This window comes from Streptomyces sp. NBC_00247, assembly GCF_036188265.1.
Lineage (GTDB): Bacteria > Actinomycetota > Actinomycetes > Streptomycetales > Streptomycetaceae > Streptomyces.
Window position 1 is genome coordinate 1,435,851 of the sequence record NZ_CP108093.1, and the last position, 17,993, is coordinate 1,453,843.

The window sequence follows — 17,993 nt, forward strand, 5'->3', positions numbered from 1 at the left end:
GAGACGATAGACGTCCCTCGCGCCTCCCGGCGCGCTCGTCGGACCTGCCGTCGGCCCACGGTTCGCCGCGTCGCCCTCCTGGGCATCAACGCCGACTCGCGGGCCCCAGTCAAGTCCCGGCCCGTTACGAGGGGGTTTCCGTTACGCACCCGGTACGCCACCGCGCGCCGGGCGCCGATCCCCCTTCACGCCGCGTGTCCGGTGAATGCCGGATCGTTATCCTCAATTCTCCCTCAGATCTGCTGACGGTCATCGCACTGCGTCACTAGTGTCCTAGCCACCCGAGGAGGACGGAGCTAGAGCCGATGAGCGGAGTTTCAGTGACGAAGGCCGCCGAGGACGCAATACCCGAGGCGAGCGACCTTGTCGTTCTGAGCGACGTCAACAAGCACTTCGGCGCGCTGCATGTGCTCCAGGACATCGATCTGACCATCGCCCGGGGCGAGGTCGTGGTCGTCATCGGACCGTCCGGGTCCGGCAAGTCCACGCTGTGCCGCACGATCAACCGCCTGGAGACGATCGATTCGGGATCGATCACGATCGACGGGCGGCCGCTTCCGCAGGAGGGCAAGGAACTCGCCCGCCTGCGTGCCGATGTGGGCATGGTCTTCCAGTCGTTCAACCTCTTCGCACACAAAACCGTGCTGGAGAACGTCACGTTGGGCCAGACGAAGGTCCGCAAGACGGACAAGAAGAGCGCGGAGGAGAAGGCCCGGACGCTGCTCGACCGGGTCGGCGTGGGTGCGCAGGCGGACAAGTATCCGGCTCAGCTCTCCGGTGGCCAGCAGCAACGCGTTGCCATCGCACGGGCGTTGGCGATGGACCCGAAGGTCATGCTCTTCGACGAGCCCACCTCGGCGCTCGACCCGGAGATGATCAACGAGGTCCTCGAAGTCATGCAGCAGCTCGCCCGGGACGGCATGACGATGATCGTCGTCACCCACGAGATGGGCTTCGCCCGCTCCGCCGCCAACCGCGTGGTCTTCATGGCGGACGGAAAGATCGTCGAAGAGGCGACACCCGAGCAGTTCTTCAGCAACCCCCGCAGCGACCGGGCCAAGGACTTCCTGTCGAAGATCCTCCACCACTGACGACAACGACCTACGACAGAAGGAAAGTTCAGATGCAGCTCCGCAAGTCCGCCGCCCTCGCGGCCATCGCCGTCATCGCCCTGACCGCCACGGCCTGTGGGGGCAAGGAAGGTTCGGCCGGGGACAAGCCCGCCGGTACCAAGCCCGGCGCCTCCGAGGCACCCGCCCTTCCCACGTACACCGTCGCCACCGGCGTGGACCTGGACTCCCCGGCCTTCAAGGAGGCGAAGTCGCGCGGCAAGCTGATCATCGGCGCCAAGGCCGACCAGCCGTTCCTGGGCTTCGAGGACCAGTCGACCAAGGTGCGCTCCGGCTTCGACATCGAGATCGCCAAGATGATCGCCGCCGATCTCGGGTTCTCGGAGAAGCAGATCGAGTGGAAGACCGTCGACTCCGGCATCCGCGAGACGGCGATCTCCAAGGGCCAGGTCGACTACTTCGTCGGTACGTACACGATCAACGACAAGCGCAAGCAGCTGGTCGGCTTCGCCGGTCCGTACTACAAGGCGGGCGCCGACCTGCTCGTGCGCTACGACGAGTCGGCCATCACCGGCACGGACTCGCTGAAGGGCAAGAAGGTCTGCTCGATCGTGGGTTCCACCCCGCTCCAGGAGATCAAGAAGCCCGAGTACGGCGCGAGCGTCGTCGAGCTGGCCAAGTACTCGGACTGCGTGCAGCAGCTCCTGACCAACCAGGTCGACGCGGTCACCACCGACGACTCGATCCTCAAGGGCTACGCCGCGCAGAACCCCAAGAAGCTGAAGGTCATCGGCAAGCCCTTCACCGAGGAGCCCTACGGCGTCGGCCTGAACAAGGACGACAAGGTGCTGCGGGACGCGATCAACGACTCGCTGGAGAAGCACGTCCAGGACGGCACCTACAAGAAGATCTACGACGCCACCCTGGGCCTGTCCGGCTCGGAGTACACCGCCCCGCCGGCCATCGAGCGCTACTGACGGCGCGCCGCCCGGCGTCACTTCCCCGACGCCGGGCGGCTTCGCCCGCCCGACCCGACCCGTCCCGTACGCGACGCCGCCCGCCGGCGGCGGCGTGCGTGACGCCCCCGCCCCGATGCCGCTGACAGCCGACGCGGAGACCTCATGAACGTACTGCTCGACAATTTCCCGGAGTTCCGCGACGGCTTCATAGGCACGGTGTCGATCACGGCCGTCAGCTCGGTCATCGCACTGGTCCTCGGCGTCGTCCTCGCCGGCATGCGGGTCTCGCCGGTGCCGCCCCTGCGGTTCTTCGGCACGGCCTGGGTGACGCTGCTGCGCAACACTCCGCTGACACTGCTCTTCCTGATCTTCTTCTTCGTCGTACCGCAGGTGTTCGTCTCCGGCCTGAGCCCGTTCGTCCTGGGCTCGCTGGCGCTGGGCTTCTACACCTCGTCGTTCGTCTGCGAGGCGGTCCGCTCCGGCATCAACACCGTGCCGCTCGGCCAGGCCGAGGCCGCCCGCTCGATCGGCATGTCGTTCCCGCAGACACTGCGCCTCGTCATCCTCCCGCAGGCGACCCGTTCCGTGATCCCGCCGCTGAGCAGCATCTTCATCGCACTCACGAAGAACTCCGCCATCGCCGGAGCCTTCAGCGTCTCCGAACTCTTCGGCTGGCAGAAGCTCATGAGCGACCGGGGCTACTCGATCACCCCCGTCTTCATCTGGGTCGCCCTCGGCTACCTGGTCGTCACCTTTGTCATCAGCGGTCTCTTCCGGCTGCTGGAGCGCCGTATGGAGGTCGCCCGATGAGTGCCAGCGTTCTCTACGACGCGCCGGGTCCGAAGGCCACCGTTCGCAACCGCGTCTACGCGGTCATCGGCGCCGCCGCCATCGTGGCGCTCATCGTCTTCGCCGTCCTGCGGCTGTCGGACACGGGCAACCTCGATTCCGGCATGTGGGACATCTTCAACTACGCGGGCATCCGGCAGAACATCGCCGACGCGGTGCTGGCCACGCTGAAGGTCTTCGGCCTGGCGGCGGTCGGTTCGGTCGTCCTCGGTGTGGTGCTCGCGGTCGGCCGTCTCTCCGACCACAAGCCGGTGCGCTGGCTCGCCACCACGTTCATCGAACTGTTCCGCTCCATCCCGCTCCTCATCACGATCTACGCGATCTGGGTCGGCTTCCTGACCGACTACTCGATGTGGGCGCTGGCGCTGGGCCTCTCCGTCTACAACGGCTGCGTCCAGGCCGAGGTGCTGCGGGCCGGGATCAACTCGGTCCCCCGGGGCCAGAGCGAGGCCGCGTACGCGCTGGGCATGAGCAAGACGCAGGTGATGCTCGGTGTGCTGATGCCGCAGGCCGTGCGGGCGATGCTGCCGACGATCATCAGTCAGCTGGTGGTGACCCTCAAGGACACCTCGCTCGGCTACATCATCCTGTACCCGGAGCTGCTCCAGACCGCGCGTCTGATCGCCTCCAACACCCTGGTGAACGGTACGTACCCGTACGTCTCGACGATCGTCGTCATCGGCACGATCTACGTGACGATGTGTCTGCTGCTCTCCGCGCTCGCGACCTGGATCGAGAAGCGCGGCCGGCGGGCGAAGACCGGCATCGCCGTGGCACCGGCCGCCCCGGCCGGCGGGATCGACGCGCCCGTCGCGGCGCCCGGCGTCCCGGCCCCCCGCCCGGGGGGCGCAGGGGGCGCGGACCTCGCGCGCCCCGCCGGTACGGCCGCGACCGACGGGACCACAGAGCCCGGCGGGGACGCCGGGACCACCGGGAAGTCGTAGCGGACCACCCGGAACGGGAACCATTCGAGGCAGCGGCGCGTGCGCCGCTGCCTCGCTCGCTTGACGCGGGCACCCCCAGTGGGTTGCATACGTTCTGTGATCACGCACCGGACTCCGACCGCCTCGACTGCCAGGTTCCGCATGACCGTTCGAGCCGGAGGGTACGCACCGTGGACCCGGTGATCGTCGTCGGCGCCGGACCCGTCGGTCTGACGCTCGCCCTCGCCCTGGCGGCCCACGGCGTTCCCTCCGTGCTCCTCGACGAAGGGCTCGGCAAGGACGAGCCGCGCCCCGCCCGCACGGTGGTACTGCGCGAGGACACCGCCGGCCTGGTCATGCGGCTCGGCTGCGCCACTCCGGACCGCGCGTCGCTGAGGTGGTCCGGCTGGCGTTCGCTCCGCCGGAACCAGCTGGTACGTGAGGTGCGGCTCGGGGAGGGCCCGGGAAGCGGATCACCGCCCGCACCCGTCCACCTGCCGCAGCACGCGCTCACCCGGGGCCTGCGGGCCGCCGTGGCCGCGCACGATCTGATCAGGCTCGTGCCGCTCAGCCGGATCGACACCCTGGAGCAGGACGCGTCCGGGGTCACCGTGCACACCACGGGCCCCGACGCGACCTGGTGGCGCGGAAGTCACCTGGTCGGATGCGACGGAGCCCGCTCCACCGTGCGCAAGCTCCTGGACATCAGGTTCCCGGGCCGGACCGCCGTGGAGCGCCACGCCGTCGCCGCCCTGCGGGTGGAACTCCCCTGGCCGGGCGAGGCCGTGCTGCACCGTCAGCCGCCGTGGCGCTCGGTCGGCTCCGAGGTGACGGCCCGTCCGCTGCCGGGCGGGGTCTGGCGGCTCGACTGGCTGCTCCCGCCCAGTGGTGAGCTGGTCACCCCCGAAGCGCTGATCACCCGCATCCGGGAGACACTGGCCGGCTGGTGCGGGGAGAACCCGCCGTACGAACTGCTGGACACCGGCGTCCACACGGTCCACCACCGGCTCGCCCTGCGCTGGCGGGTGAAACGGGCGTTCCTCGCCGGGGACGCCGCCCATCTGCTGGGCGCACTGGGCACCCAGGGCGTGGAGGAGGGCCTGCGGGACGCCGAGAACCTCGCCTGGAAACTGGCCCACGCCTGGCACCACGGGGCATCCGATCTACTGCTCGACAGCTACCAGGCCGAGCGCCGGGCCGCCGCGGCAGCCCGGCTGCGCGCCGCCGACCAGTCACTGCCGATACTGCGCGGCGGCGGGGGTCTGCGGACCCTGGTGGCGGGCGGCGCGCGCGGGCACGACACGCTGTTCTTCGACGCGCATCTCGGCCACGGCCCGCTCGGCGCGCCCCCTTCGTACGCGCACTCCCCCCTCGCACCACAGCACGCCCAGGCGCACATCGCGGTCGGTACGCCCCCCGGTGCGCCGGTCACCGAGGCGTGGGCGACCGCCCCGGACGGGACATCCGTACGGCTGCGGGCCCGTCTGGGGCGCGGCCGGTTCCTGGTCGTACTGGTCGCCCCGGGCACGGGTGTCTGGGACCGGCGGCACTGGATGACGGCGGGTGTGATGCCCCGTCTCGCGGAAGCCGTGCACGCCCTCCCGGTGGAGAGCGAACTCCTCGTCACGGAGAGCTATCCAGGGGCTGCGGCCCATACGGTGCTGCTGATCAGGCCGGACGGGCATCTGGTGGCCGCGTTCGCCGGGGTGCGGCCGGCGGAACTCTTCGCCGCGGCGGACGCGGCGCGGGGAGGGGCGCCCGGTGGTTCCCACGCGGAGGAGGACTCGGCCCCGCGCGCTTCCGCGCGCCCCGAGAGGGCCGCCACACTCAATTGACCCGCGTGGACCCGCGTGGTGTACTCCAGAACATGACCGACGACACCTGCGTACGCCTGTGGCGGAGGGTCCACATGGACCTCGTCCGCTACGCGGGCTGCGTGTGTCGCCCTTCCTGCTGACTCGCCTTCCCCGCCGCGCCGTGCTGCCTCCGCACCGGCGCGCGCCTTCACGCGAACTCCCAGGACGGTCATCGTGTCTGCCCTCCCCGCTTCTTCCGTGCCCGCGGCATCCCTCGTACCGCTCGCGCCTGCCGACCCCGCCGCCACCGACGGCGTGCCCACCCGGACCGTACCCACCGCGGCGGTGCGGTCCGCCCAGTCCGCTCCGGCCGCCCAGTCCGCTCCGACCGTGGCGGAGCTGCTCGATTTCGCCCGCCGGACCGCGGCCGACGCCGAGTTGATCGCCTCTCTGCCGCTCGACCCCGAGGGCCGCACCTGGGTGCGGCTGGACGGCCCTGCGGGCAGCGAGGCCTGGCTGATCGGCTGGCCACCGGGCACCGGCACCGGCTGGCACGACCACGCGGACTCGGTCGGCGCGTTCCTCACCGCCTCCGGGGCCCTGAAGGAACACTCGCTGGCCGCCCGGCTGCCCACCGACGGGTGGAAGACGCTGGAACTGACCGAAGGCATCGACCGGAGCCGAGAGTTGACGGTAGGTCAGGGGCGTGCGTTCGGCCGCCACCATGTGCACGAGGTGCTGAACGAGTCCACCTCCGAGCACGCGGTCTCCGTGCACGCCTATTACCCGCCGCTGCCCCGCATCCGCCGCTACAGCCGGACGGGAGCGGTGCTCCGGCTGGAGCAGACCGAGGTTCCGGAGGACTGGCAGTGAGCGAGCACTCCACCACCCGCCCGGCGGACGGCGATTCCGCCTCCGGGGCGGCCGGCCCGGTCGGAATCGACGAGTACCTCGAACGGGTGAGGCGGAACTACGAGCGGATCGGCCCGGAAAGGGCCGCCGCGGAAGCCGCGGAGGGCGCCCTCCTGGTCGACATCCGTTACGCCGCCCTGCGCGGGCGCGACGGCCTGATCCCCGGCGCGCTGGTCGTGGAACGCAACGAACTGGAGTGGCGGCTCGATCCGTGGGGCAGCCACCGCGCGGAGCAGGCGGTGAGCCACGACCTCCGGATCGTGATCGTCTGCAACGAGGGGTACGCCTCCAGCCTCGCGGTGGCCTCCCTGCACGGGCTGGGCCTGACCCGGGCCACCGACCTGATCGGCGGCTTCCAGGCATGGCGGGCCGCCGGGCTTCCGGTGGTGACCGCCTCTTCATGAAGCCCTCGCGGTGTGACGGCCTCGCGGTGTCACGCCCTCATGGTGTGACGGCCTCGCGGTGTCACGCCCTCATGGTGTGACGGCCTCATGGTGTGACGGCCTCGTGGTGTGACGGCCTCATGATGAACGCATCCGTACGGAGCTACCGCTACGTGGGACCGTCCGGACTGTTGGCAGCGGTCCGGGCCGGCGGCGGAACGTCCGAAGGCGGTACGGCCGGGAGCGTACCGCCGGGCGCCAGCCCGTCCCCCGGCTCCGGTTCCGGCCCCGGCTCCCGCTCCGGCTGCCCGATCGCCTCGGCCGCCGACTTCGACCACTGGGTAGCCCGGTGTCCGGAGTCGGAGCTGCGGGAGCCGTTCACCTTCGTCGTCGGCGGCGACGGCACGCTGCGACTGGCCCCACGCCGCAGTGAACACGTGGCCTGCGCCGCCGGGGAGGCCGTGCTCGGCGCGGGCGAGATCGGCTTCACCCGTGAGGCGGACGGGTGGACCGTGGACGACGTCAGCAACCGGTCGACCGGCTACTGCCCCGATGTCAGCTCCTGGCCCGCCGTCGTAGGGGCCCTGGACCGCGCGGGGCTCCCCCGGCCGGACGGCTTCACCCACGAGGTGGTGTTCCGCCGCTGCCCCGGCTGCCAGGAGCACAACATCGTTCGCGAAGACCACTTCGTCCGTGTCTTCCGCGACGGCGAGCTGCCCGCGATCTGGAACGTGGACCCGTCCACCTGAGAACAGCAGCCCGCCCCGACCGGCAGCGCCCTCGTCGGCTCGCACCACGCTCGGTCCGCATCACGGTCCGCTCCGGTCCGCTCTCCGTGCGGGCCCCCGTTCGCAGGCACGCCCTTCCCGGAGCTACCCGAACGGCCGCTCCCCGGTGGAGCGGTCCCCGCTCAGGCCGGACATTCGCCTCATGCACCACGAGGCCGATGTGTACGGAGATGGCGCGCTGATGGACATGGACTCCCTGGACTCCCCCGTCCTCACCCCGGACGAACTCGATCTCCAGGCATCCCGCCTGCGGGATTCGGAGACCTGGCAGCGGATCGTGACCGGCTGGGACCGCTCGGCCCCCGAGCCCGTACGGCTCCGGCCCGCCGACATCTCCCACACCGGCTCCACTGGAGCCACCGGCCCCACTGGAGCCACCGGTCCCACAGGCCCCACCCCCGCCGAGGCATTGCCGACCCGCTCGCCCGAACACTGGCGCGGGCTGCTCTCGTTGCCCGTCGACCAACTCGTCGCGGAGTCCCTGCGCGCCCTGCCCACCGCTTCCTCCACCGCTGCCCCCGCCGAGCGGCGCCTCCCCGGACGGCTCGGCGCGATGCTGCCGGACCGGCTCCACTCCTGGCGGCGCATCGGCCGGAGCGACGTACGCCCTTCGGTTCACCTGGCGTACGCGCGGCAGATCCTGACGGAGTGGGGATGGCAGAACACGCCGTACCGGCTGCGCGACGCCCGCGGCGCCCGGTGCGTGTGCGGGGCGATGCTCACGGCGCACCGGCTCGGTTACGGCTCCGCCGATACCGTGGACCGGGCCGGGGCGTGGATGATCACCGAGCTGCGCTCGCAGGGCTGGACCGATTTGATCGGCCCCTGGAACCGGGCCCCCGGCCGTACCGCCGCCGACGCTCTCGCTCTGGTCGACGCCACCATCCGGCGCGCCTCGCAGGCCGGCCACTGACCCTCGCCGACCGGAGGGCCGCCGCCACCCGTCCCTCGCCCGAGCCGCCTGCCACCGGGCGGCAGTGGACCCATCAGGGGCCGGCTCGCACAAGCCACAGCCACAGCCACCAACAGCCTTCCCCTCCGGGCGGATCAGAACGGCTCGTCCAGGCCCTCGGTGTCTTCCCCCTCGGCCTCCAGCGCCTGACGCACCACGCGCAGCGCCATGCCCTCTCCGTATCCCTTACGGGCGAGCATCCCCGCGAGGCGGCGCAGGCGCTTGTCCCGGTCGAGCCCTCGCGTGGAGCGGAGCTTGCGCTCGACCAGCTCGCGGGCGGTCTCCTCTTCCCGCTCGGGGTCGAGCTGCCCGACCGCTTCGTCGATCACCGTGGAGTCGACGCCCTTGGTGCGGAGCTCACGGGCGAGCGCCCGGCGGGCCAGCCCTCGGCCGTGGTGCCTGGATTCCACCCAGGAGTCCGCGAACGCCGCGTCGTCGATCAGCCCCACGTCCTCGAAGCGGGACAGCACCTCCTCGGCCGCCTCGTCGGGGATCTCCCGCTTGCGCAGCGCGTCCGCGAGCTGCTTGCGCGTCCGCGGGGTCCCGGTGAGCAGGCGCAGACAGATGTTGCGCGCCTGCTCGACCGGGTCTCGCGGCTCCCCCTTCTCGGCCCTCGACGAGGAAGGGGAGCCGCTGCTCCTGGAACGGGAGCGACGGCTCGCCCCCTCGCCGAATCCCGCGCCACCGCCGAATCCCGTCCCCGGGCCCGCCCCCCGACGGGCTCCGGAACGAGATTCCGCCGCGGTGTCCGGCTCCGGTCCGCTCTCCGGTCCGTCCACGAAACCGTCCGCCTGCCACGGATGGGGCTCCGCGCCGAATCCGGGGGCCGGCTCCGACCACTCCGTACGCCGTGTCACGGGACTAGCTCTTGGCCGCCGCGGCGGTCTTGGCGGCCTTGGCCTTGGCCGCCGCAGCCGTGGTCGCCGGCTTCGCGGCGCTGTCGGCCGTCCCCGCGGTCGCGGCGTCCGCCGTGTCCGTACCGGCCGCCGGAGCATCGGTGCTCTCCGGGCGGACACCGACGCCGAGCTTCTCCAGGATCTTCTTCTCGATCTCGTTGGCGAGATCGGGGTTGTCCTTGAGGAAGTTGCGGGCGTTCTCCTTGCCCTGGCCGAGCTGGTCGCCCTCGTACGTGTACCAGGCGCCGGCCTTGCGGACGAAGCCGTGCTCCACGCCCATGTCGATCAGACCGCCCTCGCGACTGATGCCCTGGCCGTAGAGGATGTCGAACTCGGCCTGCTTGAACGGCGGCGCGACCTTGTTCTTGACGACCTTGACGCGGGTGCGGTTGCCGACCGCGTCGGTGCCGTCCTTGAGCGTCTCGATGCGGCGGATGTCCAGACGGACCGAGGCGTAGAACTTCAGCGCGCGGCCACCGGTCGTGGTCTCCGGCGAGCCGAACATCACGCCGATCTTCTCGCGGAGCTGGTTGATGAAGATCGCGGTGGTCTTGGACTGGTTGAGCGCGCTGGTGATCTTGCGGAGCGCCTGACTCATCAGACGGGCCTGAAGACCCACGTGCGAGTCACCCATCTCGCCCTCGATCTCCGCACGGGGCACCAGGGCCGCCACGGAGTCGATGACGATCAGGTCGAGCGCGCCGGAGCGGACCAGCATGTCCACGATTTCCAGCGCCTGCTCGCCGTTGTCCGGCTGGGAGAGGATCAGGTTGTCGATGTCGACGCCGAGCTTCTTGGCGTACTCCGGGTCGAGCGCGTGCTCGGCGTCGATGAACGCCACCTGGCCGCCGAGCCGCTGCGCGTTGGCCACGGCGTGCAGGGTCAGGGTCGTCTTGCCGGAGGACTCCGGGCCGTACACCTCCACCACACGGCCGCGCGGCAGACCGCCGACGCCGAGGGCCACGTCGAGCGCGGTGGACCCGGTGGGGATCACTTCGATGGGCTCGTTCGGCCGCTCACCGAGGCGCATGACCGCGCCCTTGCCGAATTGGCGCTCGATTTGTGCGAGAGCGGCGTCCAGCGCCTTCTCGCGGTCGTTACCTGCCATGGGTTCCACCCGATTTGCTTGAGTCGATCGCTTCACGTCAAAGACGCTAACCCCTGCCACTGACAATGGGCCTCGACGTCCTCCCGGCCTGTGGATAACTCCACGGCCGGGCCCGGGTCGAACCGGGCCCGGATGCCATGAGAATGGATGTTCGATTTTGGTGTCAAGCGCACCACGCCGCCCGCCCGCACCCGGCCCGGGAAGGCCCCTCACCACGGAAGGCCGCCACCTCCAGGGTGCACACCGGGGCCTTCCGGACACCGAAGGGCCGTGACCGAAGTCATGGAACCGCCGGGACGGGAGCACCCGGCGACGCGACGCGGCCCGCGGCACCCCCGCACCGCCCCGGCCCTACTCCCCGACGCGGCGCGCCAAGCCGTCGAGGATGAGGGCGAGCCCGGCCTCGAAGGCCGACTCGTGACCGATCCCTGGCACACCGGCCGGAAGTTCCCCGGCCGCACCGTCCGCTTGCTCCTCCAGGACGCTGCCGACCGTGAAGCGGCTCGCGGCCAGCATCGCCATCTGCGCGTCCCGCTCCGGGACGCCGGAAGCCGTGAGGAAGTCCATCTTGCGGCGAATCCGGTCGAGGTCTCCCACAGGGGTGCTGCCGGCGTGCAGCCGCGCGCCGTCGCGGCGCGCCAGCAGGACACGCCGGAAGCCGCGCGTGTTGTCCAGGAACCAGGCCCGCCAGTCGTCGCCGCCCACGGGGAGCGGAGCCGTCGCATGGGGCTCCATGGCTGCCGCCGCCATGGCGTCGAGGAGCTCCCGCTTGGTGCGGAAGTGCCAGTAGAGCGAGGGCTGCTCGACACCCAGTCGCTTCGCCAGCCGCCGGGTACTGACGGCATCCAGTCCGACTTCGTCGAGCAGGCCGAGCGCCTCGGCGACGACGGTCTCGCGGTTCATCTTCGTCACGTTGACAATCTATCGCCGATAGATGAGCCTGACGAAGAACCATTCACCGATAGATTTTGGGGGTAGCGGCCATGACGACGATGACCGTGGAACGGGGATCGGGAGGACGGGCCCTGCGGGTCCTCGTCGCCGGCGGCGGGATCGCGGGGCAGGCGCTGGCCTACTGGCTCGCCCGGGGCGGCCACCGGGTGACCGTCGTCGAACGCTTCCCGGCCCTGCGGGCCACCGGGGCCCAGGTGGACCTGCGCGGCCAGGGCATCGAGGCGATCGAGCGCATGGGGCTCCTCGACGCGGTCCGCGCCGAGCTCGTGGACGAGCCGGGGGTCGCCTTCGTGGACTCCCGGGGCAGGGCGAGGGCGACGATCATGGCCAACACCTCCGGCCGGGGCCGGCAGACCCTGACGTCCGAGTACGAGATCATGCGCGGCGACCTGGTGCGCATCCTCGCCGACGCGACGAAGGACGATGTGAGTCAGGTGTTCGGCCTGAGCGTGGAGGGCTTCGAGCAGGACGAACACAGGGTCGTCGCGAGCTTCTCCGACGGATCGACCGGGGAGTTCGACCTCCTGGTCGGCGCGGACGGGCAGGGCTCGCGCATCCGGCGGGCGATCCTCCCGGAGGGCACCGACCCGTACTGGCGGGTGGGCATCCACATGGCCTACTGGTTCGTCCCGCGCACCGCGTCCGACGGCGACATCCGGGACACCTACATGGTCCCGGGCGGTCGCCAGATCATGCGGCGCAGCCACAACCCGGCCGAGACGCAGGTGTACTTCGTGCTGCGGGAGCAGTCCGAGGAGGCCTCGGCGGTCCACCGGGAGCCCGTCGAGCGCCGGCGGGAGTTCTGGGCCGGCAGATTCCGCGACGCGGGCTGGCAGACGGAACGCTTCGTCGCGGGCATGGAGGAGAGCCCCTTCTTCTACTCCCAGGAGATCCTCCAGGTACGCACCGGCACCTGGTCCGAGGGCCGCGTGGTGCTGGCCGGCGACGCCGCGCACTGCGCCTCCCCCTACAGCGGCATGGGCGTCTCGGGCGGTCTGGTCGGCGCCTACGTCCTGGCCGGCGAGATCAACCGGCATCCGGACGACCTGCCGACCGCGCTGGCGAACTACGACACCGTGCTGCGGCCCTTCGTGGACGAGATCCAGGCCGAGGTGAACCCGCGCCTCCTGCGCGTCGGCATGCCGACGTCCCGGTGGGCGATCGACGCCTTCCGGTCCGCCACCGCGCTGGCCTGCAGACTGCACGTCCCCGACCTGGTCGCCCGCTGGTCGAAGGGGGACCGCGGCGGCGGCTGGCGACTCCCGGAGCACCCTGTGCCGCCGAGCGCTGCCGCGGCGGCGGGCGCCCGGGAGCCCGACGGCCGGTAGGGGCCGCACGGATCACGCCGTACCGGGGGCCAGGAACGGGTCGGCAACCGGCCGACGAAGGCCCCTCCCCGGGAGTCGTCCCCCGGTGGACGGAACCAGCGTGGCGGCGGGCCCGGTCCACGTCCTGACGCACGGGGAATCTGCGGCCCTCACCAGGGCTTCGGCCACTCTGCGGGCCAGATCGTCCCGCTCGGCGATCTCCGCCCCTCGCTCGCCCCGCCGATGCCGGCCTCCCCCGTCCACGGCATCGCGCGTTCCCCGGTCTGGTCCTGCGCGCGTCACCGGCTACCGCGGATCGGGCCCCCCGTGCCCCGTACCACCGTCGCCGGAATCGCGCGTACCGCCGGAGCCGTCCGTACCGTCCGTCCCGCGCGGACCGTCCGCGCGCCGGCCGGCGCCCCTGTGCGGACCGTGCCCCCGCGTCAGGCGGCGTACCCGGGACCAGACGGGTTCCGCGCGCTGGCGGCTGCTGCCGCCACCCACCCGGGGATCGTCGGTCACCGCGTACCGCTTCACGTACGCGCCGAGGAACGCCTGGAGCGTGGCCACCGCCGGGATCGCGATCAGCGCGCCGACCGCGCCGAGCAGGGCCGTACCGGCGATCACCGATCCGAAGGCCACCGCGGGGTGGATGTCGACGGTCTTCGACGTCAGCTTGGGCTGCAGTACGTAGTTCTCGAACTGCTGGTAGATCACGACGAAGCCGAGCACCCACAGCGCGTACCAGGGGTCGACGGTGAAGGCGATCAGCATCGGCAGGGCGCCCGCGAGGTACGTGCCGATGGTCGGGATGAACTGGGAGACCAGGCCGACCCAGACGGCCAGCGCCGGTGCGTAGGGCACCCCGAGCACGACGAGCAGGATGTAGTGCGCGATGCCGGAGATGAGCGCCATCAGACCGCGCGAGTAGAGGTACCCGCCGGTCTTGTCGACCGCGATCTCCCAGGCCCTCAGCACCTCGGCCTGGCGCGAGGGCGGCAGTACGGAGCAGAGCGCGCGGCGCAGCCGGGGCCCGTCGGCGGCGAAGTAGAAGGAGAACAGGAAGATCGTCAGCAGCCGGAACAGGCCCCCGAGCACGGTGGTGGAGACGTCGAGCACCCCGGTGGCACTGTTCTGCACGTACTTCTGGAGCCAGTCCGAGTGCAGCAGGCTGTCCTGGACGTCGACCCGGGAGAGTTCCGTGTGGAACGTCTGGTTGACCCACTTGATCACCGAATCGAGGTACTTCGGGAACTCGTCGAACATGTCCACGATCTGCCCGGCGAGCATCGAGCCCAGCAGGACGATGAACCCGATGCTCAGGATGAACACGACGGTGAAGACGAGGAAGGTCGCCAGGCCCCGCCGCATGCCCCGTGCGGCCATGCGGCCGACCGCGGGCTCTATGGCCAGCGCGAGGAAGAAGGCGATGAGGATGTTGACCAGCAGGCCGATGAGCTGGTCGAACGCCCAGCTGCCGAGGCGGAAGCAGGCGTAGAGCGCCAGCGCCATGACCACGGCCCGCGGCAGCCACTGGGGCATGCGCGCGGGTCCGCCGTCCACCGGGGGCTCCGGCGGTACGGCCGGGGGAACGGGAGGCACGGCGGATTGCCGCGGGTTCTGCACGGTCTCGTCTGTCGGGGCCACGCCCACCAGTCTCGCCTACGGGTGGGACACCGCTGTCCCCGGGCGTCCCCGACGCTCCCCACCGAAGAGGCGCGACCGGCCGGAACCGCCGGCCCGGAGAGACCGAGGCCCGGTGGGAAGGCCGGCGCCCGGTGGCCCCGCGCCGCTCGGCGGGAATGCCCCGCGCCGCTCGGCGGGAATGCCCGGCGCCGCTCGGCGCGGACGATCAGCGCCGCTCGGCGGGGATGCTCATCGCCGTGCAGACGGCACGCCAGACGTCCTTCGTCTCCCACCCCGCGTCGAGCGCCTGATGGACCGTGAGACCGCCCAGCTCGGCCATCACGTGGTCACGCGCGAAGGAGTCCGCGTATCCGGCGCCGAAGTGCTCGGCCATCCGCTCCCAGAAAATCGTCAACCGCATGACCCCAGTATCCCGCTCCTGGGGGTGCGCTCCGGACACCGCAGGCCGCTCCCGGCGCTTTCCGCTCTACGGTCGGTCCATGCCCGGAACCTCAGCACGTCCCCTCGCCCGCGCCGAGGAGTTCATCTGGCTCACGGCCCGAGTACTCGAACAACGGAGGTTCGCCCACGACTTCCTCGACGGAGACGCAAACGCGGTCGAGACCGCGCTCGCCGCCTATCTCAACGAGGACGGCGGCTACGGCCACGCCCTCGAACCCGATCTGCGCGGCCCGGTGAGCCAGCCCTTGCACACCGCGCACGCGCTGAGCGTCCTGGACTCCGTCGGCCGCTGTCACGGGCCCCGGGTGGACCGGATCTGCCGCTATCTGACCGCGGTCTCCACCACGGAAGGGGCGCTCCCCGCGCTCCACCCCTCCCAGCGCGGATACCCGGCCGCGCCCTTCATCCCGATCGTCGACGATCCACCCGCCGCGTTGCTGGCCACCGGACCGGTCGTCGGCCTGCTGCACCGCAACCGGGTCTGGCACGCGTGGCTGTTCCGCGCGACGGACTTCTGCTGGTCCGCCGTGGAGTCGCTGACCCTCTCGCATCCGTACGAGATCGAGGCGGCGGTCGCGTTCCTGGACGGCGCTCCGGACCGTGAGCGGGCGCGCGCCGCGGCCCGGCGGCTGGGCCGGCTGGTGCGGGAGCAGCGCCTCGCGGTGCTGGACCCCCGGCGGCGCGAGGAGTACCCCCTGGCGCCCGGATACGCACCGGGTGAGTACCACTTCCCGTACGACTACGCCCGTACGCCCGCCTCGCTGGCGTACGGGTGGTTCACCGAGGAGGAGCTGTCCCTCTCGCTGGACCACCTCGCGGCCGAGCAACGGGAGGACGGCGGCTGGCCTCTCACCTGGCGGCGGTGGGCACCCGGTACGGCTCTGGAGGGGCGCCCGCTCGTCACCCTGCGCGCCCTCCACATCCTGCGGGCACACGGCCGTGACCTGGGGTGACCGGGTCGCGCCTCGGAGGACCACCCGCGGCCGGCCCGCTACCCGAGGGCCCGCGCCCCGGCGGTGACGACGACCGCGGCGGCCACGACGACCAGGAACGGGGCGCGCAGCACCAGGGCGAGCGCCGCCGCCGCGAGTCCGGCCGCGCGGGCGTCGAGGACGAGACGGACGCCGTCGCCGAACGTCTGCTGCGCGGTGAGCGCGGCGAGCAGCGCCACCGGGAGCAGGGCGGCCAGCCGCTGGACGAGCGGCCGTTCCAGGACGTCGGCGGGCACCAGGAGCCCGAGGAGTTTGGAGAGGTAGCAGCCGGCCGCGGTCAGCGCGACGGCGATCCAGACGTTCATCGGTCCGCTCCCGGGGTGGGGGTGGCGTCCGCGTCCGTGGGGCCTCGCCCCGCGCGCCCCTTGAGGAAGAGTACGAGGGGGGCGGAGAGCCCGGCGAGCAGGACCGGGACCCCGGCGGGCAGGACGGGCAGCAGGCCGAGGGCGAGGACGACGGCGAGCGCCGCCGTGACGCGTTCCGTGGTGCTGGTGAGCATGGGCGCGAGCAGTGCCAGGAACACGGCCGGTCCGGCGGCGTCCAGCCCCCAGGCGTCCGTGTCGCCGAGCCGCTCCGCGCCGAGTGCCCCCGCGAGCGTGGTGAGGTTCCAGAGGACGTAGAGCGAGACACCGGTGACGGTGAATCCCAGACGGGCGGCCCGGCGGTCGGGCTGGGCCAGGGTGACCGCGGTGGTCTCGTCGATCACCCAGTGCGCGGCGAGCGGGCGCAGGGCGCGGGGCAGGGCGAGCAGCTGGGAGAGGCGAAGCCCGTAGAACGCGTTGCGGACGCCGAGGAAGAAGGCCCCGGCCGCCGCGGTGTACGGGTTGCCGCCCGCCGCGAGTGCCCCGACCAGGGCGAACTGCGAGGCCCCGGTGAACACCAGGAGGCTGAGCGCGCAGGTCTGGAGCAGGGTGAGTCCGGAGCCGGCGGAGGTGACGCCGAAGGCGAATCCGGAGAGCCCGACGGCCACGCCGACGCCGAGCGCGTCCCGGACGACGGCAGCGTCGGTCGTCCTCGCGCCGGGGCTGTCGGCCATGCCCGAGGGGCCGGTTTTGCCGGGCGGGCCGGCGGTGGGGAGGGGTGTCGTCTGTTCTGCCACGTCCGCGAATCTACGGCCGGGTCCGGGTCCCGGTCTTGTACGTTCTTGCGCGTTCGCGCTGGTAGGCGCCGGGCGGCACGCCCACGATCCGGGTGAAGTGCCGGTTCAGATGGGGCTGGTCGGTGAAGCCCACCGCGGTGGCGGCTTCGGCGGGGGCCACCCCCGCGTCGAGCAGCTCGCGCGCCCGCCGCACCCGGGCGTTGGTGAGCCAGGCGTGCGGGGGCATTCCGTACCGCTTCTTGAAGGCGCGCAGCAGCGCGAAGGGACTGGCGCCGACCTCCGCCGCGAGCGCCTCCAGCGTGGGCGGCGCGGTGAGGCGGTCCTCCAGGACGGCCCGGGCCAGGCCTGCCGCGCGGGCACCTGCGTCGAGCGTGGGGGCGGGCGACAGCAGGCCCCCGTGGCGGCCGAGCAGACGGGCGAGCACGACCCGCAGCAGGGTGTCCGCCGCGAGGGCGTTGCCCTGTTCGGCGGCCCGGTGCACCTCGTGGATCAGCCGGCCCGCCTCGGGATCGGCCGTGCAGGGGGTGTCGAAACCGACCGTGCCCCGCAGGTTCGTGACCTCGGCCGCCACCGAGTCCACGGCCCGGGTGGACGGGTAGAGGGTGGCGTACGCCCAGCCCTCCGGGACCCCGGCGCGGGCGGTGTGCGGCACCTCGGGGTTGATCATCACCACGGTGCCGGGCCCGGCGTGCAAGGTGCCGCCGGGCAGCCCGACGTCCTCCATGCCCCGGTTGACCGCCCCGAGGACGTACCCCTCGTGGCTGTGGCGGGGGAAGGTGTGGCGGACGTAGTGGGCCCGGAGCAGGTCGAGGCCGGGCAGGGCGGCGTACTGCCAGTGCCGCGCCCACTCCCTCGTCGCTCCTGCACCCTCCGAGCCTGCCGCCATGCCGGCATTCTCGCAGGTCCGCCCGTGTTCA

The 17,993-nt window shown here is 71.8% G+C and carries 20 protein-coding genes; 12 read left to right on the forward strand and 8 right to left on the reverse strand.

All coding sequences use genetic code 11. The features are described from left to right. Window positions 1-305: 305 nt before the first annotated feature. The 10 genes from OHT52_RS05670 to OHT52_RS05715 all read left to right on the forward strand — a co-directional run bounded on the left by OHT52_RS05670 (window position 306) and on the right by OHT52_RS05715 (window position 8,593). The gene (locus OHT52_RS05670) at window positions 306-1,091 is read left to right on the forward strand and encodes an amino acid ABC transporter ATP-binding protein (RefSeq protein ID WP_328719039.1); all 786 of its coding nucleotides are present in this window, start codon (window positions 306-308) and stop codon (window positions 1,089-1,091) included. A gap of 32 nt (window positions 1,092-1,123) precedes the next feature. Then, complete coding sequence (locus OHT52_RS05675; protein ID WP_328719040.1) at window positions 1,124-2,047, forward strand: glutamate ABC transporter substrate-binding protein; 924 nt, start codon at window positions 1,124-1,126, stop codon at window positions 2,045-2,047. A 144-nt stretch (window positions 2,048-2,191) separates the two neighbouring features. Continuing rightward, the gene (locus OHT52_RS05680) at window positions 2,192-2,839 is read left to right on the forward strand and encodes an amino acid ABC transporter permease (RefSeq protein WP_328719041.1); all 648 of its coding nucleotides are present in this window, start codon (window positions 2,192-2,194) and stop codon (window positions 2,837-2,839) included. Continuing rightward, entirely contained in the window at window positions 2,836-3,822 is a 987-nt protein-coding gene (locus tag OHT52_RS05685) for an amino acid ABC transporter permease (protein WP_328719042.1), read from the forward strand. Before OHT52_RS05680 ends, OHT52_RS05685 begins: the two co-directional genes overlap by 4 nt. Before the next feature lie 170 nt (window positions 3,823-3,992). After that, entirely contained in the window at window positions 3,993-5,636 is a 1,644-nt protein-coding gene (locus OHT52_RS05690; protein ID WP_328719043.1) for an FAD-dependent monooxygenase, read from the forward strand. Window positions 5,637-5,668: 32 nt separating this feature from the next. Beyond that, window positions 5,669-5,758: a putative leader peptide gene (locus OHT52_RS05695; RefSeq protein WP_328719044.1), complete on the forward strand. Its 90-nt coding sequence runs from the start codon at window positions 5,669-5,671 to the stop codon at window positions 5,756-5,758. Between the two features lie 184 nt (window positions 5,759-5,942). Beyond that, window positions 5,943-6,470 (forward strand): cysteine dioxygenase, encoded by a 528-nt coding sequence (locus OHT52_RS05700; protein WP_328723625.1) that lies wholly within the window; start codon window positions 5,943-5,945, stop codon window positions 6,468-6,470. Continuing rightward, on the forward strand, window positions 6,467-6,913 hold the full coding sequence (locus tag OHT52_RS05705; protein ID WP_328719045.1) for a rhodanese-like domain-containing protein: 447 nt from the start codon (window positions 6,467-6,469) through the stop codon (window positions 6,911-6,913). The genes OHT52_RS05700 and OHT52_RS05705 overlap by 4 nt, the downstream gene beginning before the upstream one ends. A 122-nt stretch (window positions 6,914-7,035) precedes the next feature. Beyond that, the gene (locus OHT52_RS05710; protein ID WP_443046767.1) at window positions 7,036-7,641 is read left to right on the forward strand and encodes a hypothetical protein; all 606 of its coding nucleotides are present in this window, start codon (window positions 7,036-7,038) and stop codon (window positions 7,639-7,641) included. Window positions 7,642-7,822: 181 nt separating this feature from the next. After that, a complete protein-coding gene (locus tag OHT52_RS05715) occupies window positions 7,823-8,593 on the forward strand; it encodes a DUF6197 family protein (RefSeq protein WP_443046505.1) in 771 nt (256 codons plus the stop codon). 134 nt (window positions 8,594-8,727) lie between these two features. Here the strand turns inward: OHT52_RS05715 and recX are convergent, their stop codons facing one another. The 3 genes from recX to OHT52_RS05730 all read right to left on the reverse strand — a co-directional run bounded on the left by recX (window position 8,728) and on the right by OHT52_RS05730 (window position 11,539). Then, on the reverse strand, window positions 8,728-9,489 hold the full coding sequence (recX, locus tag OHT52_RS05720; protein WP_443046506.1) for a recombination regulator RecX: 762 nt from the start codon (window positions 9,487-9,489) through the stop codon (window positions 8,728-8,730). A gap of 4 nt (window positions 9,490-9,493) precedes the next feature. Further along, window positions 9,494-10,636: a recombinase RecA gene (recA, locus tag OHT52_RS05725; protein WP_328719047.1), complete on the reverse strand. Its 1,143-nt coding sequence runs from the start codon at window positions 10,634-10,636 to the stop codon at window positions 9,494-9,496. A 351-nt stretch (window positions 10,637-10,987) separates the two neighbouring features. Beyond that, window positions 10,988-11,539 carry a TetR/AcrR family transcriptional regulator C-terminal domain-containing protein gene (locus OHT52_RS05730; RefSeq protein WP_328723628.1) on the reverse strand — a complete coding sequence of 184 codons (552 nt, stop codon included), beginning with the start codon at window positions 11,537-11,539 and terminating at the stop codon, window positions 10,988-10,990. A gap of 80 nt (window positions 11,540-11,619) precedes the next feature. Between OHT52_RS05730 and OHT52_RS05735 the strand changes: the two genes are divergently transcribed. Next, the gene (locus OHT52_RS05735; RefSeq protein WP_328719048.1) at window positions 11,620-12,918 is read left to right on the forward strand and encodes an FAD-dependent oxidoreductase; all 1,299 of its coding nucleotides are present in this window, start codon (window positions 11,620-11,622) and stop codon (window positions 12,916-12,918) included. A 285-nt stretch (window positions 12,919-13,203) separates the two neighbouring features. Here the strand turns inward: OHT52_RS05735 and OHT52_RS05740 are convergent, their stop codons facing one another. Then, window positions 13,204-14,439, reverse strand: a complete 1,236-nt coding sequence (locus tag OHT52_RS05740) for an AI-2E family transporter (protein WP_328723629.1) — start codon at window positions 14,437-14,439, stop codon at window positions 13,204-13,206. A gap of 310 nt (window positions 14,440-14,749) precedes the next feature. Next, on the reverse strand, window positions 14,750-14,944 hold the full coding sequence (locus OHT52_RS05745) for a DUF3046 domain-containing protein (RefSeq protein WP_328719049.1): 195 nt from the start codon (window positions 14,942-14,944) through the stop codon (window positions 14,750-14,752). A 79-nt stretch (window positions 14,945-15,023) separates the two neighbouring features. On the opposite strand from OHT52_RS05745, the gene OHT52_RS05750 reads away from it, so the two are divergent. Further along, on the forward strand, window positions 15,024-15,938 hold the full coding sequence (locus OHT52_RS05750; RefSeq protein ID WP_328719050.1) for a hypothetical protein: 915 nt from the start codon (window positions 15,024-15,026) through the stop codon (window positions 15,936-15,938). A 38-nt stretch (window positions 15,939-15,976) separates the two neighbouring features. Here OHT52_RS05750 and OHT52_RS05755 read toward each other — a convergent pair whose 3' ends face one another. From OHT52_RS05755 to OHT52_RS05765, 3 genes are read right to left on the reverse strand one after another with little or no spacing between them, the layout of a single operon-like run. After that, the gene (locus tag OHT52_RS05755) at window positions 15,977-16,282 is read right to left on the reverse strand and encodes an AzlD domain-containing protein (RefSeq protein WP_328719051.1); all 306 of its coding nucleotides are present in this window, start codon (window positions 16,280-16,282) and stop codon (window positions 15,977-15,979) included. Next, the gene (locus OHT52_RS05760) at window positions 16,279-17,076 is read right to left on the reverse strand and encodes an AzlC family ABC transporter permease (protein ID WP_328719052.1); all 798 of its coding nucleotides are present in this window, start codon (window positions 17,074-17,076) and stop codon (window positions 16,279-16,281) included. Before OHT52_RS05760 ends, OHT52_RS05755 begins: the two co-directional genes overlap by 4 nt. A gap of 10 nt (window positions 17,077-17,086) precedes the next feature. Continuing rightward, the gene (locus OHT52_RS05765) at window positions 17,087-17,962 is read right to left on the reverse strand and encodes an AraC family transcriptional regulator (protein ID WP_328719053.1); all 876 of its coding nucleotides are present in this window, start codon (window positions 17,960-17,962) and stop codon (window positions 17,087-17,089) included. Window positions 17,963-17,993: the final 31 nt, after the last annotated feature.